Origin of the sequence: Dolichospermum sp. LEGE 00240 (genome assembly GCF_015207875.1) — a bacterium.
Lineage (GTDB): Bacteria > Cyanobacteriota > Cyanobacteriia > Cyanobacteriales > Nostocaceae > Dolichospermum > Dolichospermum gracile.
Genome location: NZ_JADEVZ010000031.1, coordinates 1 through 17,332 on the forward strand (window position 1 = coordinate 1; position 17,332 = coordinate 17,332).

Annotated in this window: 12 protein-coding genes and 1 pseudogene; 9 read left to right on the forward strand and 4 right to left on the reverse strand. The window is 39.6% G+C overall.

The genetic code is table 11. The annotated features are described in order from the left end of the window. A partial coding sequence (locus tag IQ226_RS12090; RefSeq protein WP_304511104.1) for an LdpA C-terminal domain-containing domain occupies positions 1 to 215 on the forward strand: 215 nt, incomplete at its 5' end. Positions 216 to 260: 45 nt separating this feature from the next. Then, complete coding sequence (locus IQ226_RS12095; RefSeq protein ID WP_193895683.1) at positions 261 to 2,000, forward strand: R3H domain-containing nucleic acid-binding protein; 1,740 nt, start codon at positions 261 to 263, stop codon at positions 1,998 to 2,000. 301 nt (positions 2,001 to 2,301) lie between these two features. Here the strand turns inward: IQ226_RS12095 and IQ226_RS12100 are convergent, their stop codons facing one another. From IQ226_RS12100 to mnmG, 3 genes are all read right to left on the reverse strand, one after another. Next, positions 2,302 to 3,966: an alpha/beta hydrolase gene (locus IQ226_RS12100; RefSeq protein ID WP_193895685.1), complete on the reverse strand. Its 1,665-nt coding sequence runs from the start codon at positions 3,964 to 3,966 to the stop codon at positions 2,302 to 2,304. 168 nt (positions 3,967 to 4,134) lie between these two features. Further along, positions 4,135 to 5,394, reverse strand: a complete 1,260-nt coding sequence (locus IQ226_RS12105) for a hypothetical protein (RefSeq protein ID WP_193895687.1) — start codon at positions 5,392 to 5,394, stop codon at positions 4,135 to 4,137. A gap of 236 nt (positions 5,395 to 5,630) precedes the next feature. After that, complete coding sequence (gene mnmG / locus IQ226_RS12110; RefSeq protein WP_193895689.1) at positions 5,631 to 7,544, reverse strand: tRNA uridine-5-carboxymethylaminomethyl(34) synthesis enzyme MnmG; 1,914 nt, start codon at positions 7,542 to 7,544, stop codon at positions 5,631 to 5,633. 686 nt (positions 7,545 to 8,230) lie between these two features. On the opposite strand from mnmG, the gene sipA reads away from it, so the two are divergent. The 6 genes from sipA (at position 8,231) to IQ226_RS12140 (ending at position 14,499) form a co-directional block, all read left to right on the forward strand. Continuing rightward, positions 8,231 to 8,473 (forward strand): regulatory protein SipA, encoded by a 243-nt coding sequence (sipA, locus tag IQ226_RS12115; RefSeq protein ID WP_193895691.1) that lies wholly within the window; start codon positions 8,231 to 8,233, stop codon positions 8,471 to 8,473. Positions 8,474 to 8,528: 55 nt separating this feature from the next. After that, positions 8,529 to 9,086, forward strand: a complete 558-nt coding sequence (locus IQ226_RS12120) for a peroxiredoxin (RefSeq protein WP_193895693.1) — start codon at positions 8,529 to 8,531, stop codon at positions 9,084 to 9,086. A gap of 192 nt (positions 9,087 to 9,278) precedes the next feature. Continuing rightward, on the forward strand, positions 9,279 to 10,148 hold the full coding sequence (locus IQ226_RS12125) for a polyphosphate kinase 2 family protein (protein ID WP_193895695.1): 870 nt from the start codon (positions 9,279 to 9,281) through the stop codon (positions 10,146 to 10,148). A 175-nt stretch (positions 10,149 to 10,323) separates the two neighbouring features. Continuing rightward, positions 10,324 to 10,917, forward strand: a complete 594-nt coding sequence (locus tag IQ226_RS12130; RefSeq protein WP_193895697.1) for a chemotaxis protein CheB — start codon at positions 10,324 to 10,326, stop codon at positions 10,915 to 10,917. Between the two features lie 143 nt (positions 10,918 to 11,060). Beyond that, positions 11,061 to 12,959, forward strand: coding sequence for a CheR family methyltransferase (locus IQ226_RS12135; protein WP_193895699.1), 1,899 nt, complete (start codon positions 11,061 to 11,063; stop codon positions 12,957 to 12,959). Positions 12,960 to 13,125: 166 nt separating this feature from the next. Further along, complete coding sequence (locus IQ226_RS12140) at positions 13,126 to 14,499, forward strand: cobyrinate a,c-diamide synthase (protein ID WP_193895701.1); 1,374 nt, start codon at positions 13,126 to 13,128, stop codon at positions 14,497 to 14,499. A 184-nt stretch (positions 14,500 to 14,683) separates the two neighbouring features. Here IQ226_RS12140 and IQ226_RS12145 read toward each other — a convergent pair whose 3' ends face one another. After that, entirely contained in the window at positions 14,684 to 15,637 is a 954-nt protein-coding gene (locus tag IQ226_RS12145) for an RsmB/NOP family class I SAM-dependent RNA methyltransferase (protein WP_193895703.1), read from the reverse strand. A gap of 235 nt (positions 15,638 to 15,872) precedes the next feature. Here IQ226_RS12145 and IQ226_RS12150 point away from each other — a divergent pair. Then, positions 15,873 to 17,321, forward strand: a pseudogene (locus IQ226_RS12150) (DUF2157 domain-containing protein); the annotation flags it as partial. Positions 17,322 to 17,332 lie beyond the last annotated feature (11 nt).

Below are 17,332 nucleotides of genomic sequence, written 5' to 3' on the forward strand. Positions count from 1 at the left end.
CCCCTGCCCCCTGCCCCTCTGCCTCTATCTCTGGGGTTGCCTATGGTAGTTACGCCCGTGTATTGCTGTCACCCATTCTTGACCAGTTGCAACAAAAGGAGGTGATTAACACTGATAATCAAAGTCATATTCGCCTAGAAGAAGACCCGAAATTACTGTGGGAGGCTGTGAGGCTTGCCCATACTCTCGTTTCCCAGATTAAGTCTGAGCGGTAACGCTCCAACCATATCTCTAAAAACGTCAAGTCACCAATAGAAAGCATGACGATTACAGAAGATCTCCAAAAGTTGTTAGATATTTTGCCTCAAGACCTCCAAGAAAAATTAGAGAATCATCCGAAAGGGGATATTTTAGTTGAGGTAGTCTTGGATTTAGGCCGTCGCCCTGAAGCTCGGTTTCCCCATGCAGCGGAGTATCTGAGCGAAACACCGGTCACTCAAGCACAGATAGATGATTGCATTCAACGAGTTGGAAATTTTGGGGGGGATAATCGGGCTGGAATTGAGCAAACTTTGCATCGGATCAGTGCTATCCGCAACCGTAGTGGTAAAATTATTGGCTTAACTTGTCGTGTCGGCAGGGCAGTATTCGGAACAATTGCCATGATCCGCGATTTGGTGGAAACTGGTCAATCAATTCTCATGCTGGGTCGTCCTGGTGTTGGCAAAACTACAGCTTTAAGAGAAATCGCCCGTGTGTTGGCGGATGATTTGCATAAGCGTGTGGTGATTATTGACACATCTAACGAAATTGCTGGGGATGGTGATGTTGCTCACCCAGCCATTGGTCGGGCAAGACGGATGCAAGTTTCTCAGCCAGAGTTACAACATCAAGTCATGATTGAGGCTGTGGAAAACCATATGCCAGAAGTCATTGTCATTGATGAAATTGGTACAGAACTGGAAGCTTTAGCAGCCCGGACAATTGCCGAACGCGGGGTGCAATTGGTGGGAACTGCCCACGGTAATCAAATTGAAAACCTGATTAAAAATCCTACTTTATCGGACTTGGTTGGGGGAATTCAGGCTGTGACGCTGGGAGATGATGAGGCTAGACGGCGTGGTTCGCAAAAGACGGTTTTGGAACGCAAAGCTCCGCCTACTTTTGAGATTGCTGTGGAAATGTTGGAACGGCAACGCTGGGTAGTTCATGAGTCTGTGGCTGATACGGTTGATACGTTATTACGTGGTCGTCAACCTACTCCACAAACTAGAACTGTTGATGATCATGGCAAGGTTGGTATTGTTAGACAGTTGGCTGTAGTCAATGGTGGCAATGGTAATGGTCACGTTACGAATGTGGAAGAATCTTTCCTCTCTGCTAAACCTAATGGTTGGCGTTCTTCTGGACAAATGGTGGCTTTACCACCTTTATCTCTGGATAGAGAAAGACCAACGGGACGCAGTGAATTTGACCGGTTGTTGGATGAATCTTTCAATTACTCGGAAAGTTTTGATTTTGCCAGCCGTAAACAAGCAGGTCCCAATGGGGAAGATTTACCATTGCATATTTACCCCTATGGGGTGAGTCGTCACCAATTGGAACAGGTGATTAATGTGTTAACTTTGCCAGTGATATTGACCAAAGACTTAGATAGTGCAGATGCTATTTTAGCTTTGCGATCGCACGTCAAGAATCACGCTAAGTTAAGACAAATGGCTAAGGCTCGTCATGTCCCCATTCATGTGATCAAGTCTAGTACAATTCCCCAAATTACTCGCAGTCTCCGCCGCTTACTAAATATTGATGATCCAGATATGGGCGACGACAGAGAGTTACAACTGTTATTACACAACGGTGGTGATGATGAAATGGACGCTTTGGAGGAAGCAAGACTTGCTGTAGAGCAGATTGTTATCCCTAAAGGTCAGCCTGTGGAGTTATTACCTCGTTCTTCCCAAGTGCGGAAAATGCAGCATGAGTTGGTGGAACATTATCGTCTCAAATCCGATAGTTTTGGCGATGAACCGAATCGGCGGTTAAGAATTTACCCGGCGTAGGTTGTTGATAAATTTTCCCTGAAATGATTGTTTTTAAGTCTTTTCAGGGGATTCTTAGGAGGGGAATTTATGAAATAAATGGCAATCCTATTTGATTTGTGAACATTGCAAAAGTCAGATCCCCGACTTCTTTAAGAAGTCGGGGATGAGGATATCCAGTTGAGATTTTCAAAATTCTCTCTTGAGAAGGATTCTGAAAATATAAATAACCTATAGGATGGATTATATATTTTACCCTGAGTGAAGTTGGGCTTGGTTTACCCTCCAAGCCTTTTTATTTTTTTGTTCGTCCTACAACCTATTATTTATTGGCTGTCATACCTGGACCTTGTGCTTCTTGTCTCATCTCAGGAGAAAGTTCTCGCACTGTGCGAAAGGGAAATAGACGAGTTGAGGAAATTTGAGCATAGTCAGAAGTTAGAAAAGGAGCATATTGACTAGCTTCAGGAGTTAACTGTGCTGCCATTGCTAGGGTAATACCTTTGAGAAACTGCCGCACATCTTTAGCTTGTTCTCCAACTACTTCTTTGTTCAAGATAGGTGTATTTGGTTTCCCCATTTGATATGGAGTCAGACTAGGATCTATGATGCTTAAATGAGAAGCACCAACCACACCCACCAACCATTTTGGAGAGGGAATTTTCGCAAAACCCGTAACTTGTTCAGTTAATGCAGGGGTGATTTTATCTGCGGAACTGGAGAGGATTAATGTAGGGATTTGTACTTTTGTTAATCCAGTTTCCCCAAACATTAAAGAAGTGGTAGGATTAAGAGCGATCGCCTGTTTAATTCTCCCATCGCGCAATTGATAGGTTTTTTCTGGTAATGTTTGAGCCACACATTGAAGAGTTTCACCCAAGTTAGCCTTAGCTAAGTTTTGCTGACAGCGTTGTTTGAGGGTTTCGATTTGTAATTCACCCCCAGCTAATGCTAAAGCCGTTCCTCCACCAAAGGAATAACCTACAACCATCACATTATTAGTTGCTAATTTTCCCTGTAAAGGATTATTCGCAGTTTGGTTAACTTTTTCCAATTCATCAACAATAAAACTCACATCTTTGGGACGGTCTAAAAATTCTTGGGGTGCAACCAGTTGTTTTCTACCTTTGGTGACCGCCTTGAAATTAGTTTCATTACTACCAGGATGTTCTAAAGCCGCAACGACATAACCATAAGAAGCCAAATGTTCGGCTAAATAACGCAAGTCAGTCCGCACCGAACCCCAACCATGAGAAAAGACAATTACGGGTTTATTTACACTGACAGCGGTAGAGAAATAAACATCCAGGGGAATTTTTCGTTGACGCTTTTGGTCATTGAAACTTAACTTGAGTGTCTGTACCTGCGCGCTTCCTGCTTGAGTAGGATCTAGAGAAGACACAACTTTGATATCTTTAGGGTTAACTTGGGGAGAAAGACCAAACATAAACCGCTGAGTGCGGACAAATGCACCATTTAAACTCCCCGCCACAGTTAAAGCCTGGGGTAAATTAATTTCTAGGCGTTTACTGGGATAGGCAGCAATAAAACTTAGTATAGATAAACCCTGTGGAGAATTAGCGGCTAAAATCAATCCCCCTTTCATAGCTTGTAGTCCCGCTTCATCTCGACGGGTAATAGCTGTAGAGATATCACTAAGAATTGTAGTCCCAATTTGGGTATTGATTAATCTATCTAAAGTACCAATATTTATGGGAATTCGGATTTTTAGTCCCTCTACCAAAAAACGACGTTGTTCTTCAGTCATTCTCTTGGTATAAGTTCCTAAACTATCTGGTAATTTGCCAGTTTCCGTAGATTTTTTTAAATCTTCCAAGGACGCAGATTCCTCTAGAGGTCCATAACGAATCACAACTGTATCTGCTGCTTGTACAGAAGAATTAACTCCAAAAAACGGTGTTAGGGCGACAAGACAAAATGCCCCTGCAAATACCTTAAAATTCTTCCAGTTTTTCTCTGTGAACATCTTTATATTGCCCCTCAACTTAGGAGATTCTACCTGATTTTACGGTCTTTATCCTACATTCAGACACCCCATTTCTAAATCAGCAACTCCCATAGGGTTCACCTACTTACCTGGACAGAACCCTATTATTTACAGGTATTGAATTTTTATTTGACTCATACAGTTATATTAAAGCTTTTGTCCTGTGTAGATGGAGCGAACTTCACCGTTACGACGAACAATAGCTTCTCCGTTACTTACATCTACGAGTGTCCAGCCTGTAGTACCAATATTTTCACCTAGATTAATTCGGCGACTAATACCATCTACCTGAAACAAAGCCACGGATTTATTACCCAACTCCAATAGTCCCTCTAATTGAGCAGAATAGCTAGGTGATAAATCCTGTTGTGATATGTTCTTAGTTTCTTTTACAGGTGCAGGGGGAACAATTGTTGGTAATTGCGGTGGTGCGACTTTCACTGGTTGAGGATTAACGGCTGCTGGTTTGAGACTAACCTGTGATGTTTTGGGTATGGGTTTAATTACTGGTTGTATAGTATTAATAGTAGGCGAATTATTAACTGTTAAAGATGAAGGTAAGGTAGGTGGTACTGGGACTGTGGGAACAGTTGGTATTTGATATTTGGGTGCAGGAGACTGATAAACTGGAATATATATGCGCTCAACCACATTAGGGGTAGTCAAGCGATTATTAGCAGGTAGCACATTATTTGCTGCGACAGATAGTGGTAGGGTTTCTGTTGGTTGGGTATTTGGTAAAGGTGAGGCGGTGGTTTGATTGAGATTAACAGTGGGAAATCCTGGTTTAGCAATTGTTTTATTATGGGTTGTTCCTTGCTGTTCTATGACAGTTAAGGCTTCCAACAGATAATTTACTAAGTCTAACTGAGGATCTGTGGTTATAGATGCAGGTGATAGTGTCTGGTGATTTGGCAAACTTTGGGAAGTTAATTGGGCATTTATTGTATTTAATAAACCAGAATCGGTCAAGTAGACCATTCCCAAAGTCCCTACGGTTAGGCTTAATCCCATAAATATCAGTTTACCTAAACCACTGGTTTGTTGTTGTTCAGTAGTTGTAATTGCTCTGATAGATGGATGATTAACCACTAGTGTAGTGGTTTGGACGTTTTTAATAGGTGCAGTAGATTGTAATGGACGATTAAGTTTTGATGGCAAAACCACATCTGGCATTTGAAATGTCATGGTTTGCACGGGGACAGATTCGGTTCTCTCTCTATGATGATTTCGCTTGCTTCGACCATCAAGAATGTTGTCAATATCATGAAAAAGTTCGTCCATTAAGCTTTCAGCATAGCTTTCTATTGTCCAAGGCTCGTTATTAACGAAATCTATGCCTAAGGACATACTGGCGCTATCGGACGCTTCTGAAATAAGTAAATCAGTGCTGGATTTGGGTAACATAGACTTTTTCGGTTGTTCGTTGTCAGTTGTTCGTTGTCCAAGAGGATGTTTTAAAAGTGGTGTCCCGTAATTTTCATCACATTTTTACCTCCTTTATAAGGTAAGGGTTAGGGAGGTGTGAAATATTTGATACAGCAATCATGACTTTTCCAACACCCTCTAAGAGAAGGAATAAGGAAGAAGAAAATTTCCCATACTGGAATTATTACTAGAATAGTTGTCCTCCCCATAACCCATTACCCATTACCTATTGCCGTCTTGTTTTTAGCTACTTCTAAATATATCAAAAGAGCGTTGATATCGGCTGGGTTAACTCCGCCAATTCTTGCTGCTTGTCCAATGGTGAGAGGTTTAACTTTGTTGAGTTTTTCTCTGGATTCTTTAGATAAAGTCTCAATGGTTGAGTAGTCTAAATTGCCAGGTAGTTGGCGATTTGCTTGACGGGCAACTTGGTCAATTTGGTTTTGCTGTCTGGCTAAATAACCAGCGTATTTAATGTCAATTTCCGCGCCTTCTTTTTCAGCTTGCTGGAGAATAGGGTTATCAAGTCCGTGGCGTTCTAAATCAATGTAATGGATACCTGAACGACGCAATAAATCAGCCAGGGTAATAGAACCTTTAATTGCTTCTTGGGTATCGTGAGCGATCGCCTGTCCCACTGCCTCATTCTCTTTTATTCTAGTAACATGAAGGCGTTTTTTCTCCGCTGTAATTTGTTCTTGTTTTCGACTATACAAATCCCAGCGCCGGTCATCAATTAAACCTATTTCCCGTCCTAAAGGTGTCATGCGGATATCAGCGTTATCGGAACGCAGTAACAACCGATACTCTGACCGACTGGTGAGCATTCGATAAGGTTCGCGTAAATCCTTCGTACACAGGTCATCAATTAACGTGCCAATATAACTTTGTTCACGGGGGAAAATAACCATTTCCTCACCTCGCACAAACCGCGCTGCATTGATTCCCGCTACTATACCTTGAGCAGCCGCTTCTTCATAACCGGTCGTTCCATTTACCTGTCCGGCACAAAATAACCCTGGAATTTTCTTGGTCATCAACGAGGGAAAACATTGAGTTGCAGGTAAATAATCATACTCTACAGCATAAGCCGGACGCAACATCACACAATTTTCTAACCCAGTCAAACTCCGCAACATCAAAATTTGCAAAGTTTCGGGTAAACCAGTGGAAAAACCTTGAATATATAATTCAGGAATATCTCTTCCTTCCGGTTCAATAAAGATTTGGTGACTTTCCTTATCGGCAAAGCGGACAATCTTATCTTCAATACTCGGACAATAGCGGGGTCCCTTTGCTTCCACCCAACCACCATACACTGGGGACAGATGCAAATTTTCCCGAATTAAGCGATGAGTTTCTTGAGTCGTGCGGGTCATGTGACAAGGCATTTGTTCCCGTTCTAACCACACTGCGGGGTCAAAACTGAACCACCGCACAGCTTCGTCTCCTGGTTGCACTTCCATTTGACTGTAATCAACGGAACGCTTATCAACCCGCGCTGGTGTCCCAGTTTTCAGTCTGCCGGTTTCAAATCCCAAACGATTCAGAGTTTGTGTTAACCCTTCCGCTGCAAACTCTCCCGCGCGTCCTGCGGCCATGGATTTATTCCCCACCCAAATTTTACCGCCTAAAAATGTGCCAGTGGTGAGAATGACGGCTTTACAGTGAAAAGATACGCCAAAATAGGTTTCTAAACCAATAACTTCATTACTATCATTTAAGATTAAATCCGTGACCATGCCTTCCCGAATTGTCAAGTTCTCTTGATTTTCGACAATTCCCTTCATTATCGCCGCATATTCCCGCTTATCAGTTTGCGCCCGTAATGCCCACACCGCTGGACCCCGTGAAGAATTGAGGATGCGTTTTTGCAGGTATGTCCGGTCTGCCATTTTGCCAATTTCCCCACCCAAAGCATCTATTTCATGGGTTAATTGGGACTTAGCAGGACCACCCACTGCGGGGTTACAGGGTTGCCAAGCGATTTTATCTAAATTTAGGGTCAATAGCAAAGTGCGACAACCGAGGCGAGCAGTGGCAAGCGCTGCTTCACAACCGGCGTGACCTGCACCGACGACAATCACATCATAAGCGTCTCGGAATTCAACGGAATTGTGCATGGTCATAACCAATGAAGAATTAAAAATTGTGAACTACCCACACTGACTTGACGGTACAGTGTCGGCTTCCTGTCCAACAGAAAAAACAGTAGTAGACTTCTTGCGTCCTCTATTACTGCGACTTATTTCTGGGCGACAGGCTTATTGATGAGGTTGTTCATGGGGGAAACCCCCAAGACCACACTTCATCGCTTTATCCCCTGTTCCAGAGGTCAAAATTCGTAGTCCCTCATCTCTGAGGTTTATTGCTGCACTAATATCTCTATCAATTACATTCAGTATTCTAGCCTATATTTAGGAGCGATTTCAGTTTTTACTAGCTTAGGAACGTGGATTTATTAACTGACAATTCTTGATAACCACCGTATAAAGATCAGGACTTACGCAACTGGTACATTGGTAGGGTGCGTCAGATATCAACAATCTGTTTATTTACAGGATTTATGCAGTAGTAAAGCACCCTACAACAGATTTTTGGTGTGACACTTGCGTAAGTCCTAAGGATATTAAAAATAACGCTAAAAAGCTTATACGCGCTCCATGCCATTCCCAGTGTGGTTTTAGTGTGTCTCGTAATAGGTTAATCTGGTTCATAGAGGTTTCTTTGATTGTGTGGTAACTTTCCACGAAACCCTTTCTCTGTTAGCTTTTTCTCTATTTTTCGTCCTGTACAGAGTACAAACTATTGCAAAATGTCTTCAGAATTCCCAATTGGTAGTAAAGTCCGTGTGGTATCATTGCCACCATATCTGAAAACGGCGGAACCAATGCCGATGTTACGTCCCCCCGAGGTAATTCATATTGGCGAAGAAGGTATAGTTCTTGACCGTCGCCCTGGTGGTTATTGGGGTGTCCGCTTTACTAGAGGTGCTTTTCTCATAGATAGCCAATACATTGAAAGTATCGAAAACCCGTCTGATCCCCAATCAGATTGAAAATAGAGAACAACAAGAATGTAAACTTATTTAAGTTATTTTTTTGGTTGAGAAAATGGGTTCCCGTCGCACTTTTATTAGCATCTTATTTGCTTCTTGTTTGGCCGTTATTAGTTGGTTTAATTTTACCCCTCCTGCTCAAGCTTTAGGTGGTAAATTACCCACAATTAATCAACCTGCACCTGAATTTACTTTACCAACTAATACAGGCAATGGTAAAGTCTCTTTGGCTGATTTTCGGGGTAGGTGGGTAGTTCTTTATTTCTATCCCAAAGACTTTACCTCTGGTTGTACTATTGAAGCCCGACGTTTTCAGCAAGATTTACCTAAATATATTCAGAAAAATACTGAGATTATTGGTATCAGTGCTGATGATGTTGATTCTCATGCAGAATTTTGTGACTCGGAGGGGTTAAGATTTCCTTTATTAGCTGATATTAAGGGTGAAGTTAGTAAAGCTTATGGTTCTTGGATAGGTGTTGTCTCTATGCGCCATAGTTTTATTATTGATCCTCAAGGGATATTACGCGCAACTTTTGTGAAGGTTAATCCTAGTATTCACAGTATGCAAGTTTTGGAAATGTTGAACAAGTTGCAATCTTCTGTTTCTTAGCAAGACGGCGATTAGCAAGACGGCGATTAGAAATCGCGGCTACACAAACGAAGTCCACCTGCGTGGACTAATAAAAGATGTTTCTAACCTGCGAAGGCAGATTTTGTCTGTGTAGCTGTGTATCCCTGACGGGAGCCGGAGGCATCTTTCCGATCGCCAGGTATAATTCCATTGGAGGGCTAATTTTTTGATATGAATCATGATCCTTATATTGTTAAACCCGGTGATCAGATTTCTTTGATCAAAGACTATAATCCAGGTTACAAGTGTGAATTTCACCAAAAAAGTGATGCGGTAAAAAGATTAAAGGCTGGTATTTTACAATTAGCTAAATATCAAGATATTCTCTATGCTCAAAATAATTACTCTTTGTTAATTATTTTTCAAGCAATGGATGCTGCTGGTAAAGATAGTACCATTAAGCACGTTATGTCGGGGGTGAATCCTCAAGGGTGTCAGGTATTTAGTTTTAAATCACCTAGTGAGGAGGAATTAGATCATGATTATTTGTGGCGCTCGATGAAATCTTTACCAGAAAGGGGAAGAATTGGCATATTTAATCGTTCATATTATGAGGAATTATTGATAGTACGGGTACATCCAGAAATTCTCAAAAAACAACAATTACCCAATTTTCCTAAAGGTGATCAGATATGGCAACAGCGATTTGAGGAAATTAATAATTTTGAAAAATATTTGGTAAATAATGGGGTAATTGTCCTAAAGTTTTTTCTAAATGTTTCCAAAAATGTGCAAAAAAGACGCTTTTTAGAAAGAATTGAATCACCGGAGAAAAATTGGAAACTTTCTGTTAGTGATGTCCGAGAAAGGGGTTTTTGGGATGATTATATGAATGCCTATGAGCAAGTTTTCAACCATACAAGTACAGAATTTTCTCCTTGGTATATTGTTCCTGCTGACCGCAAATGGTTTACAAGGTTAGTAGTCGCGGATATTATTTGTAAAAAATTACAGGAATTAAATTTGCAATATCCTCAAATTAGTGAGGAAAACAAACAGCAATTGTTGGCGGCGAAAAAAACTTTAGAAGCAGAAAATTAGCTTTGTCAGTGAAATGTGAACAAAAAGATCCCCGACTTCTTAAAGAAGTCGGGGATCTAAGCATTTATATGTTTACAAATTAGCTATAATTGATCCATAGGTCTGTAGGTACAGGGAACGAGTTGAAAATTTAGATATCTTAGAGTTGGGAAAGAAGATAATTTTCAAGATAAATATGCCAAATCTTCCTAACTTTGATATTGTGGCTTTAGCGGCTTCTGCTGGTGGACTAACGGCATTAATTGAGGTGCTTGCAGATTTACCCGCAGATTTTAGAGCAGCAATTGTTGTGGTTCAACATTTAGATCCTCGTCATCCATCCCTGATGGCAGAAATTCTCAGTCGTCGGACTCTACTGAAAGTAGTGCAGGCAAAAGCAGGAGATGAACTCACTCCAGGGACTGTTTATATTGCTCCTCCGAATAACCACCTGTTGGTGAATAGTGATGGTACAGCTTCTTTGTCTCAGTCGGAAATGGTGCATTTTCTCCGGCCTTCGGCGGATTTGTTGTTTGAATCGGTGGCAGCAAGTTATAAAGAAAGAGCGATCGCTGTTGTCCTCACAGGAACTGGTAGTGATGGCGCAATGGGAGTGGAAGCAATCAAAAAAATGGGTGGGACGGTAATTGTCCAAGATGACAAAAGTGCTGAATTTCCGGGAATGCCATCTTCAGCAATTAAGACAGGGAATGTGGATTTCATCCTCCCTTTAACAGAAATTTCTTTAGCTTTGATAACTTTGGTCATGTCTCATGCTAGTTTGCCATAACATATCACTAATTTAGGTTATTATAAAAAGCTGACTGTGCATAAACAATAGTTTTGCAAATCCAATGTCCGTAAGCAAGATTGATTTAGTTTACAATCATCTAAGGATATGTATCTATTTCTAGTAAAACCCTAATTGATTTTATGAATGCTCCACACAAAGACCTTGATTTTGAAAATCTCCTCCAATATTTGAGAATGAATCGGGGGTTTGATTTCACAGGTTATAAACGTTCAACTTTAATGCGTCGTGTTATTAAGGAGATGGAAACTTTAAATATAGATAGTTTTGTGAATTATCAAGATTATTTAGAAGTTCATCCAGATGAATTTAAAAATTTATTTAATACTATTTTAATTAATGTGACCGCCTTTTTTAGAGATAGTTTAGCTTGGGAGTATTTAGCCACAGAAATTATCCCTAATATCATCAAAAATAAACAAAAAGATGAACAGATTCGGTTCTGGAGTGCGGGTTGTGCTTCTGGACAAGAGGCTTATACTTTAGCAATGATTGTAGCAGAAATATTGGGAGTGGAAGAGTTTCGGAAGCGGGTAAAAATCTACGCGACAGATGTAGACGATGAAGCTCTTACCCAAGCTCGTCAGGCTAGTTATTCAGCCAAAAATATTGTTGAAGTCCCATTAAAACTGCGCGATAAATACTTTGATTTAGTGAATAAAAATTATGTTTTTCGCCAAGATTTGCGTCGTTGCGTGATTTTTGGTCGTCATGATTTACTTCAGGATGCACCAATTTCTCGTTTAGATTTATTGGTTTGTCGCAATACATTAATGTATTTTAATTCGGAAACCCAAGGAAAGATTATCAATCGGTTTCATTTCGCGCTTAATGATCATGGCTATCTGTTTTTAGGAAAAGCAGAGATGTTAGTTATGCACTCTAATTTATTTATACCTATACATTTAAAAGATCGTGTATTTGCGAAAGTATCTTTGGGAAACATCCGTAATCGTCAACTAGTTATGACAAATTTGCAAAATAAAGAATCCTCTAATAATGTTTATTCTGAAGAACTGCGAATTAGAGAGTTGGCTTTTGATACAGCATCTAGCGCCCAAGTGGTCATTGATAATCATGGTATATTAATTATGATTAATGAACAAGCTCGGAGTTTATTTGGTTTGACAACAAGAGATTTAAATCGCCCTTTTCAGGATTTAGAATTATCCTATAGACCTGTAGAGTTACGCTCCTTAATTGAGCAAGTATATAATGAACGCCATCCTATTATACTTACAAATGTTGAACGTTATCAACCTAATTCAGAAATTCAATATTTCGATGTGCGAGTCATTCCTTTACAAGATAATGATCAAACTACTCTCGGTGTCACAATCTCTTTTAATGATGTCAGCCGTTATCTAAAACTGCAAACAGCATTACAACGTTCTCGACAGGAATTAGAAACAACCAATGAAGAATTACAATCTACCAATGAAGAATTAGAAACAACCAATGAAGAATTGCAATCTACCAATGAAGAATTAGAAACAACCAATGAAGAACTGCAATCTACCAATCAAGAAATGGAGACAATGAATGAAGAACTTCAATCAGCTAATGAAGAATTACAAACCATAAATAATGAATTAAGAGATCGCACCAGTGAACTTGACCACACTAATATTTTTCTGTCTTCCATTTTAGGCTCTTTACAAATGGGAATGGTAGTCTTAGATACTAGTTTTAATATTTTAATTTGGAATCATACAGTTGAAGATATGTGGGGTTTACGCAGTGACGAAGTAATTAATAAATCTTGGTTTAGTTTAGATATTGGTTTACCGGTAGAACAACTGCGAACTTCCCTTCGTGATATTATATCTAGTAAGAAGAAATTACAAGAAATACTTCTGAACGCCACTAATCGTCGCGGTAAACAAATCCAATGTTATATCGCCTGTAGTCCCTTACTAAAAGAAACAGTGGAAGGTATTATTATCATGATGACAGACGTGGAGAAAATCCATAGTATGATTTCTCCAGTGGAAATTGAAGAAAGACAACGGGAAAAATAATAGCAAGGAGTCAGGAGTCAGGAGTCAGGAGTTAGAAAGAAGAAGGAAGAAATAAGAAAGGAGAAAAGAGAAAAGAGACATGAGGTAGGGGCGCAGGGCCTGCGCCCAGTCAAAAGTTAGAATCTATAATCGTTATTTTTAATTGTTAATCTTTAATTGTTGATCTATGTCTATAATTATTGCTGGAGAACGGAGTGGAGTCGGGAAAACAACAGTTACACTTACCCTATTAGCATCTTTACGTCGTCGTGGTGTAAAAGTGCAATCTTTTAAGGTCGGACCCGATTATATTGATCCGATGTTTCATCAATATGTGACTGGTCTTCCTTGTCGAAATTTAGATGCTGTGCTAACTTCAGAAAATTATGTGCAAAAATGTTTTTATCATCATTCTCCCCAGTCTGAATATACTTTAGTTGAAGGTGTCATGGGTTTGTTTGATGGTATTAGCCATTTATCAAACACAAATGAAAAAACCGACTTTGCGAGTACAGCCCACGTTGCGAGATTATTAGATATAGGAATAATATTAGTAATTGATTGTAGTCGTTTATCGGGTTCAGTAGCAGCGATCGCTCACGGTTATTGTTCTTTAGATAGGAGAATTAAAGTTGCTGGATTAGTCTTAAATCGAGTCGGAAGTGAGCGACATTTATCATTATTAAAAGCTGCCCTTGCACCTTTACAATTACCCATACTCGGTGTTTTAAGAAGACAAGATAACATTACCATTCCTGACCGTCATCTCGGTTTAATTCCCACCGTAGAATTACCAGAATTAGATCAGATAGTTAATAGTTTAGCTGATTTAGGTGATATTCACTTTGATTGGGATCAACTTCTACCACTTTTAAAATCAGCATCTTCCCCAATTCCCAACTCCCAGTTCCCAATTCCCAATTCTTCCGTAAAAATTGCTGTAGCGCGAGATCAAGCCTTTAATTTTTACTATCAAGACAACTTAGATTTACTAGAAAAATTAGGAGCAAAATTAGTATTTTGGAGTCCATTGAATGGTGATCAACCACCCAAAGATATCCAAGGAATGTATTTTGGTGGAGGTTTTCCTGAAGTATTCGCACAACAATTGTCTAAAAATATCAGCGTAATACAAGCAGTCAAAAATTCAATTTTAGCAGGAATACCCACAATTGCAGAATGTGGAGGATTGATGTATTTGTGTGAGCAAATTATTGATTTTGATGGTAACTCTTGGCCAATGGTAGGAATATTACCCACTCATGCACAAATGGATAAAAGATTAACATTAGGATATCGTCGCGCAGTAGTTTTAGAAAATACCTTTTTACTGGACAGCAATAAAAACATTTTTGGACATGAATTTCATCGTTCTCATTTAATCACTAATTCCCCTCAACCATTATTTAATACCTATCGCTATGATTGTGATGAAAATACAGGTTTTGAAGGTTGGAATTTACCTAATGTTCATGCTTCTTACATTCATCAACACTGGGGAGAAAGTGTAGAAATTCCTCAAAGATTCATCCAAGAATGTTTGAAACATCAAAAAGAATAGCCCTTTACTGACATCTATAGGACTCCTATTTGATTTTTGATAGCTTCCGTGGCGTAGCCATACAAGACTCAGTAAGTATCAATTCTGTCTTTCCTGTTCCCTGCCCTCACAGACAACTTTTTCAGCAACCCCTATATATTTCTAGTATTCAACATTCAAGACCTTGCTGCATCACCCAGCAAAATTACACACTCTGATATCTCCACATAGCAGACATAGACTCTAAATCAACCCCCTTCATATCACCTACCATCGTATTTTTAAACAACGCCGTAAACGCACCCGCACCCAACCGATACTGAGGAAACATCCGATAACAAGGAATGCTAGTTAAATGAGATTGAAAAGTAGATAAATGATCAACTTTCACCGCTTGAAAATGCGGAAACCGTTCCAAAAACCATTCACAAATTTGCTCATTTTCTTCAGGAGAATAAGTGCAAGTCATATATGCTAAATAACCTTGAGGGGCAACAACTTGGGCAGAATTAGCAATAATCCGTTTTTGACGATTAGCACTTTTATTAATTGAATTTGAGTGAAAACATCCCGGTGCTTTCTCATTCTTAGCTAGTAAAGATTGCCCGGTACAAGGGGCATCAACCATCACCAAATTACTCGAAGCTGGCAACAATTCTGCAAAAATACTCGAATCTCTATTTACTACCCCACTGGGTTTAATTTGACAACGTTTTAAATTAGAAATTAGCATTCCCAACCGCTTACCAATCACCTCATTAGTAATTAGCAAATCAGGTTTTAAAGCCCTCCAAGCAAACACACTTTTACCACCAGGGGCGGCACACATATCAAAAACTATAGATATTGATTCGGGAATTGCCAACAAAACCGCAGCAGAAAATACCGAAGAAAAATCTAAACAGTAAAAATATCCTTGTTCATGGAGAGAATGCTTACCGGGTTTTTCTCCCAAAGATAAACGGTCTACAAAATGCGGTTGCCAATGTGTTGGCGTTTGTACTGGAAAAGGCGAAATCTCTGGTTGATCTTGACACCAAAGAATGCAGGGTGCAAAAGGTTGGGGATGAACCAAAGCATCTATAAACTTTGTTTGTTCATCTACATTTGTAAATAATTGTCGGGTAACTTTAAGCAATAAATTAGAAGGTTTTTCCATATTAATTTCTACCAAATTAAATCAGAAGAGAAACTGTTACATGAGAACAATGCAATCAATATATTTGGCTGCATACTAAAAAGACATTGACCGATATTTACATGGCGTTACCTGAGTTCGTCCGTTATGGCTTCTGGCTTTTAGCTAGAGGCTAACCTTGTTTTGTTAATGTTCGTCAAACTCATGCCAAATTACGATTTTAGATTTGGTGTTACACTTATGTACCGGAGAGGTCATGATATTTAACAATTTTCAGCAAAAACTGCGCCAAGAATCACAACGTTGGCGAGACGAAGGAATTATTAGTTCTTCCCAGTATGACCAAATAGCCAAGCGGCATCAATTTAATAAAATAGAAGAATCTACCCGTGATAGTTTTGGTGTCATTGCCATTATCATCGGTGGTTTACTATTAGGCTTAGGTTTAATGACCCTTGTGGGTGCAAATTGGCAGGGTTGGTCACGGGACGTTAAGTTTATCTTGTTAATGAGTTTATTTCTCTCCACAGCCATTACTGGGTTTTTGACTTGGCGAGAACCTACACTGACCACAAATCAAGGTAAAAAATCTCAAGATGGTAAACGGGTACTCGGAGAAGCATTGTTAATTCTCAGTGCTTTTATTTTAGGGGCAACCCTCATGTTAATGGGGCAAATCTTTAATATTAGCGGTTCAGCTTCTGAGTTATTTTTAGCTTGGGGGTTTGGGGTATTAGTTATGGCTTATAGTCTTTCCCTCAATTCCTTGGGAATTATGGCCATTGTCCTTATTCAAATCGGTTACTGGATAGGAATTGGTAATTTAGGATCTGAATCTGGAGAAGTGACTTGGGCGCGGTTAGCTATTCGCCATATGCCCTTACTATCATGGTTACTGTTTGTTCCCTTAGCTTATATTTGCAGATCCCGGTGGATTTTTGGCATGGGAGTTTTGGCATTTATTATATCTTTGCAATATAACCTCAGACCTTTACCACTCTTAACATTTTCTGATGTAGTTTCTTGGATAGCTTCCTTTGCTTTAGCTTTACCACCTGCCTTACTTTGGAGTTATGACGATTTACTTTTCCCCACAGTTAATTATCGGTTATTTCAACCCCTAGCACGTAATTTAGGCTTGATTTGTTTTGGGGTGGTTTTTTATCTTTTGTCTTTTCGTTGGCAATGGGAATCTATATCTAGTGGCAGTTTATCATTTTTAAATCCCTTCGATTCAACTAATAATTTATCGAATATATCGCCATCTTTGCCAATTATTGATTTAGGGATTCTCAGCGGGTTGGCAGTTTTACAATGGTTGTTCCTAATTCGTCAAAGCAATAGTCCAATTCGCCGGGAGGTATTTTTCAGGATTGGCATTATTACTACCTTTTTAGGGTTTATTCTGATTACTCCTTTTTGGCATCAAGCTATCACTAGAATTACTGAACTAGGCATTTTCATCTTCAATATTTTATTGGCAATCTTAGCCTGGGGATTAGTTCAAGAGGGGTTGAAATTACGAAAAAGACCTGCATTTTGGTGTGGTATTTTATTATTTACCCTGCAAATTATCAGCCGGGTTTTAGAATATAATACTGAGGTTCTTTTCCGGGCTTTAGTATTTGGTATTTGCGGTTATTCCCTCATTGCTGCCGGACTTTGGTTTGAACGTCGCTTTACTACTTCTAAAACTAGTAATAGCGGTGGTAGTGG

Bases quoted from the DNA above. Each gene is read 5' to 3' on its own strand.
- IQ226_RS12095 (WP_193895683.1), top strand. From the start codon at position 261: ATGACGATTACAGAAGATCTCCAAAAGTTGTTAGATATTTTGCCTCAA.
- IQ226_RS12100 (WP_193895685.1), bottom strand. From the start codon at position 3,966: ATGTTCACAGAGAAAAACTGGAAGAATTTTAAGGTATTTGCAGGGGCA.
- IQ226_RS12105 (WP_193895687.1), bottom strand. From the start codon at position 5,394: ATGTTACCCAAATCCAGCACTGATTTACTTATTTCAGAAGCGTCCGAT.
- mnmG (WP_193895689.1), bottom strand. From the start codon at position 7,544: ATGACCATGCACAATTCCGTTGAATTCCGAGACGCTTATGATGTGATT.
- sipA (WP_193895691.1), top strand. From the start codon at position 8,231: ATGTCTTCAGAATTCCCAATTGGTAGTAAAGTCCGTGTGGTATCATTG.
- IQ226_RS12120 (WP_193895693.1), top strand. From the start codon at position 8,529: ATGGGTTCCCGTCGCACTTTTATTAGCATCTTATTTGCTTCTTGTTTG.
- IQ226_RS12125 (WP_193895695.1), top strand. From the start codon at position 9,279: ATGAATCATGATCCTTATATTGTTAAACCCGGTGATCAGATTTCTTTG.
- IQ226_RS12130 (WP_193895697.1), top strand. From the start codon at position 10,324: ATGCCAAATCTTCCTAACTTTGATATTGTGGCTTTAGCGGCTTCTGCT.
- IQ226_RS12135 (WP_193895699.1), top strand. From the start codon at position 11,061: ATGAATGCTCCACACAAAGACCTTGATTTTGAAAATCTCCTCCAATAT.
- IQ226_RS12140 (WP_193895701.1), top strand. From the start codon at position 13,126: ATGTCTATAATTATTGCTGGAGAACGGAGTGGAGTCGGGAAAACAACA.
- IQ226_RS12145 (WP_193895703.1), bottom strand. From the start codon at position 15,637: ATGGAAAAACCTTCTAATTTATTGCTTAAAGTTACCCGACAATTATTT.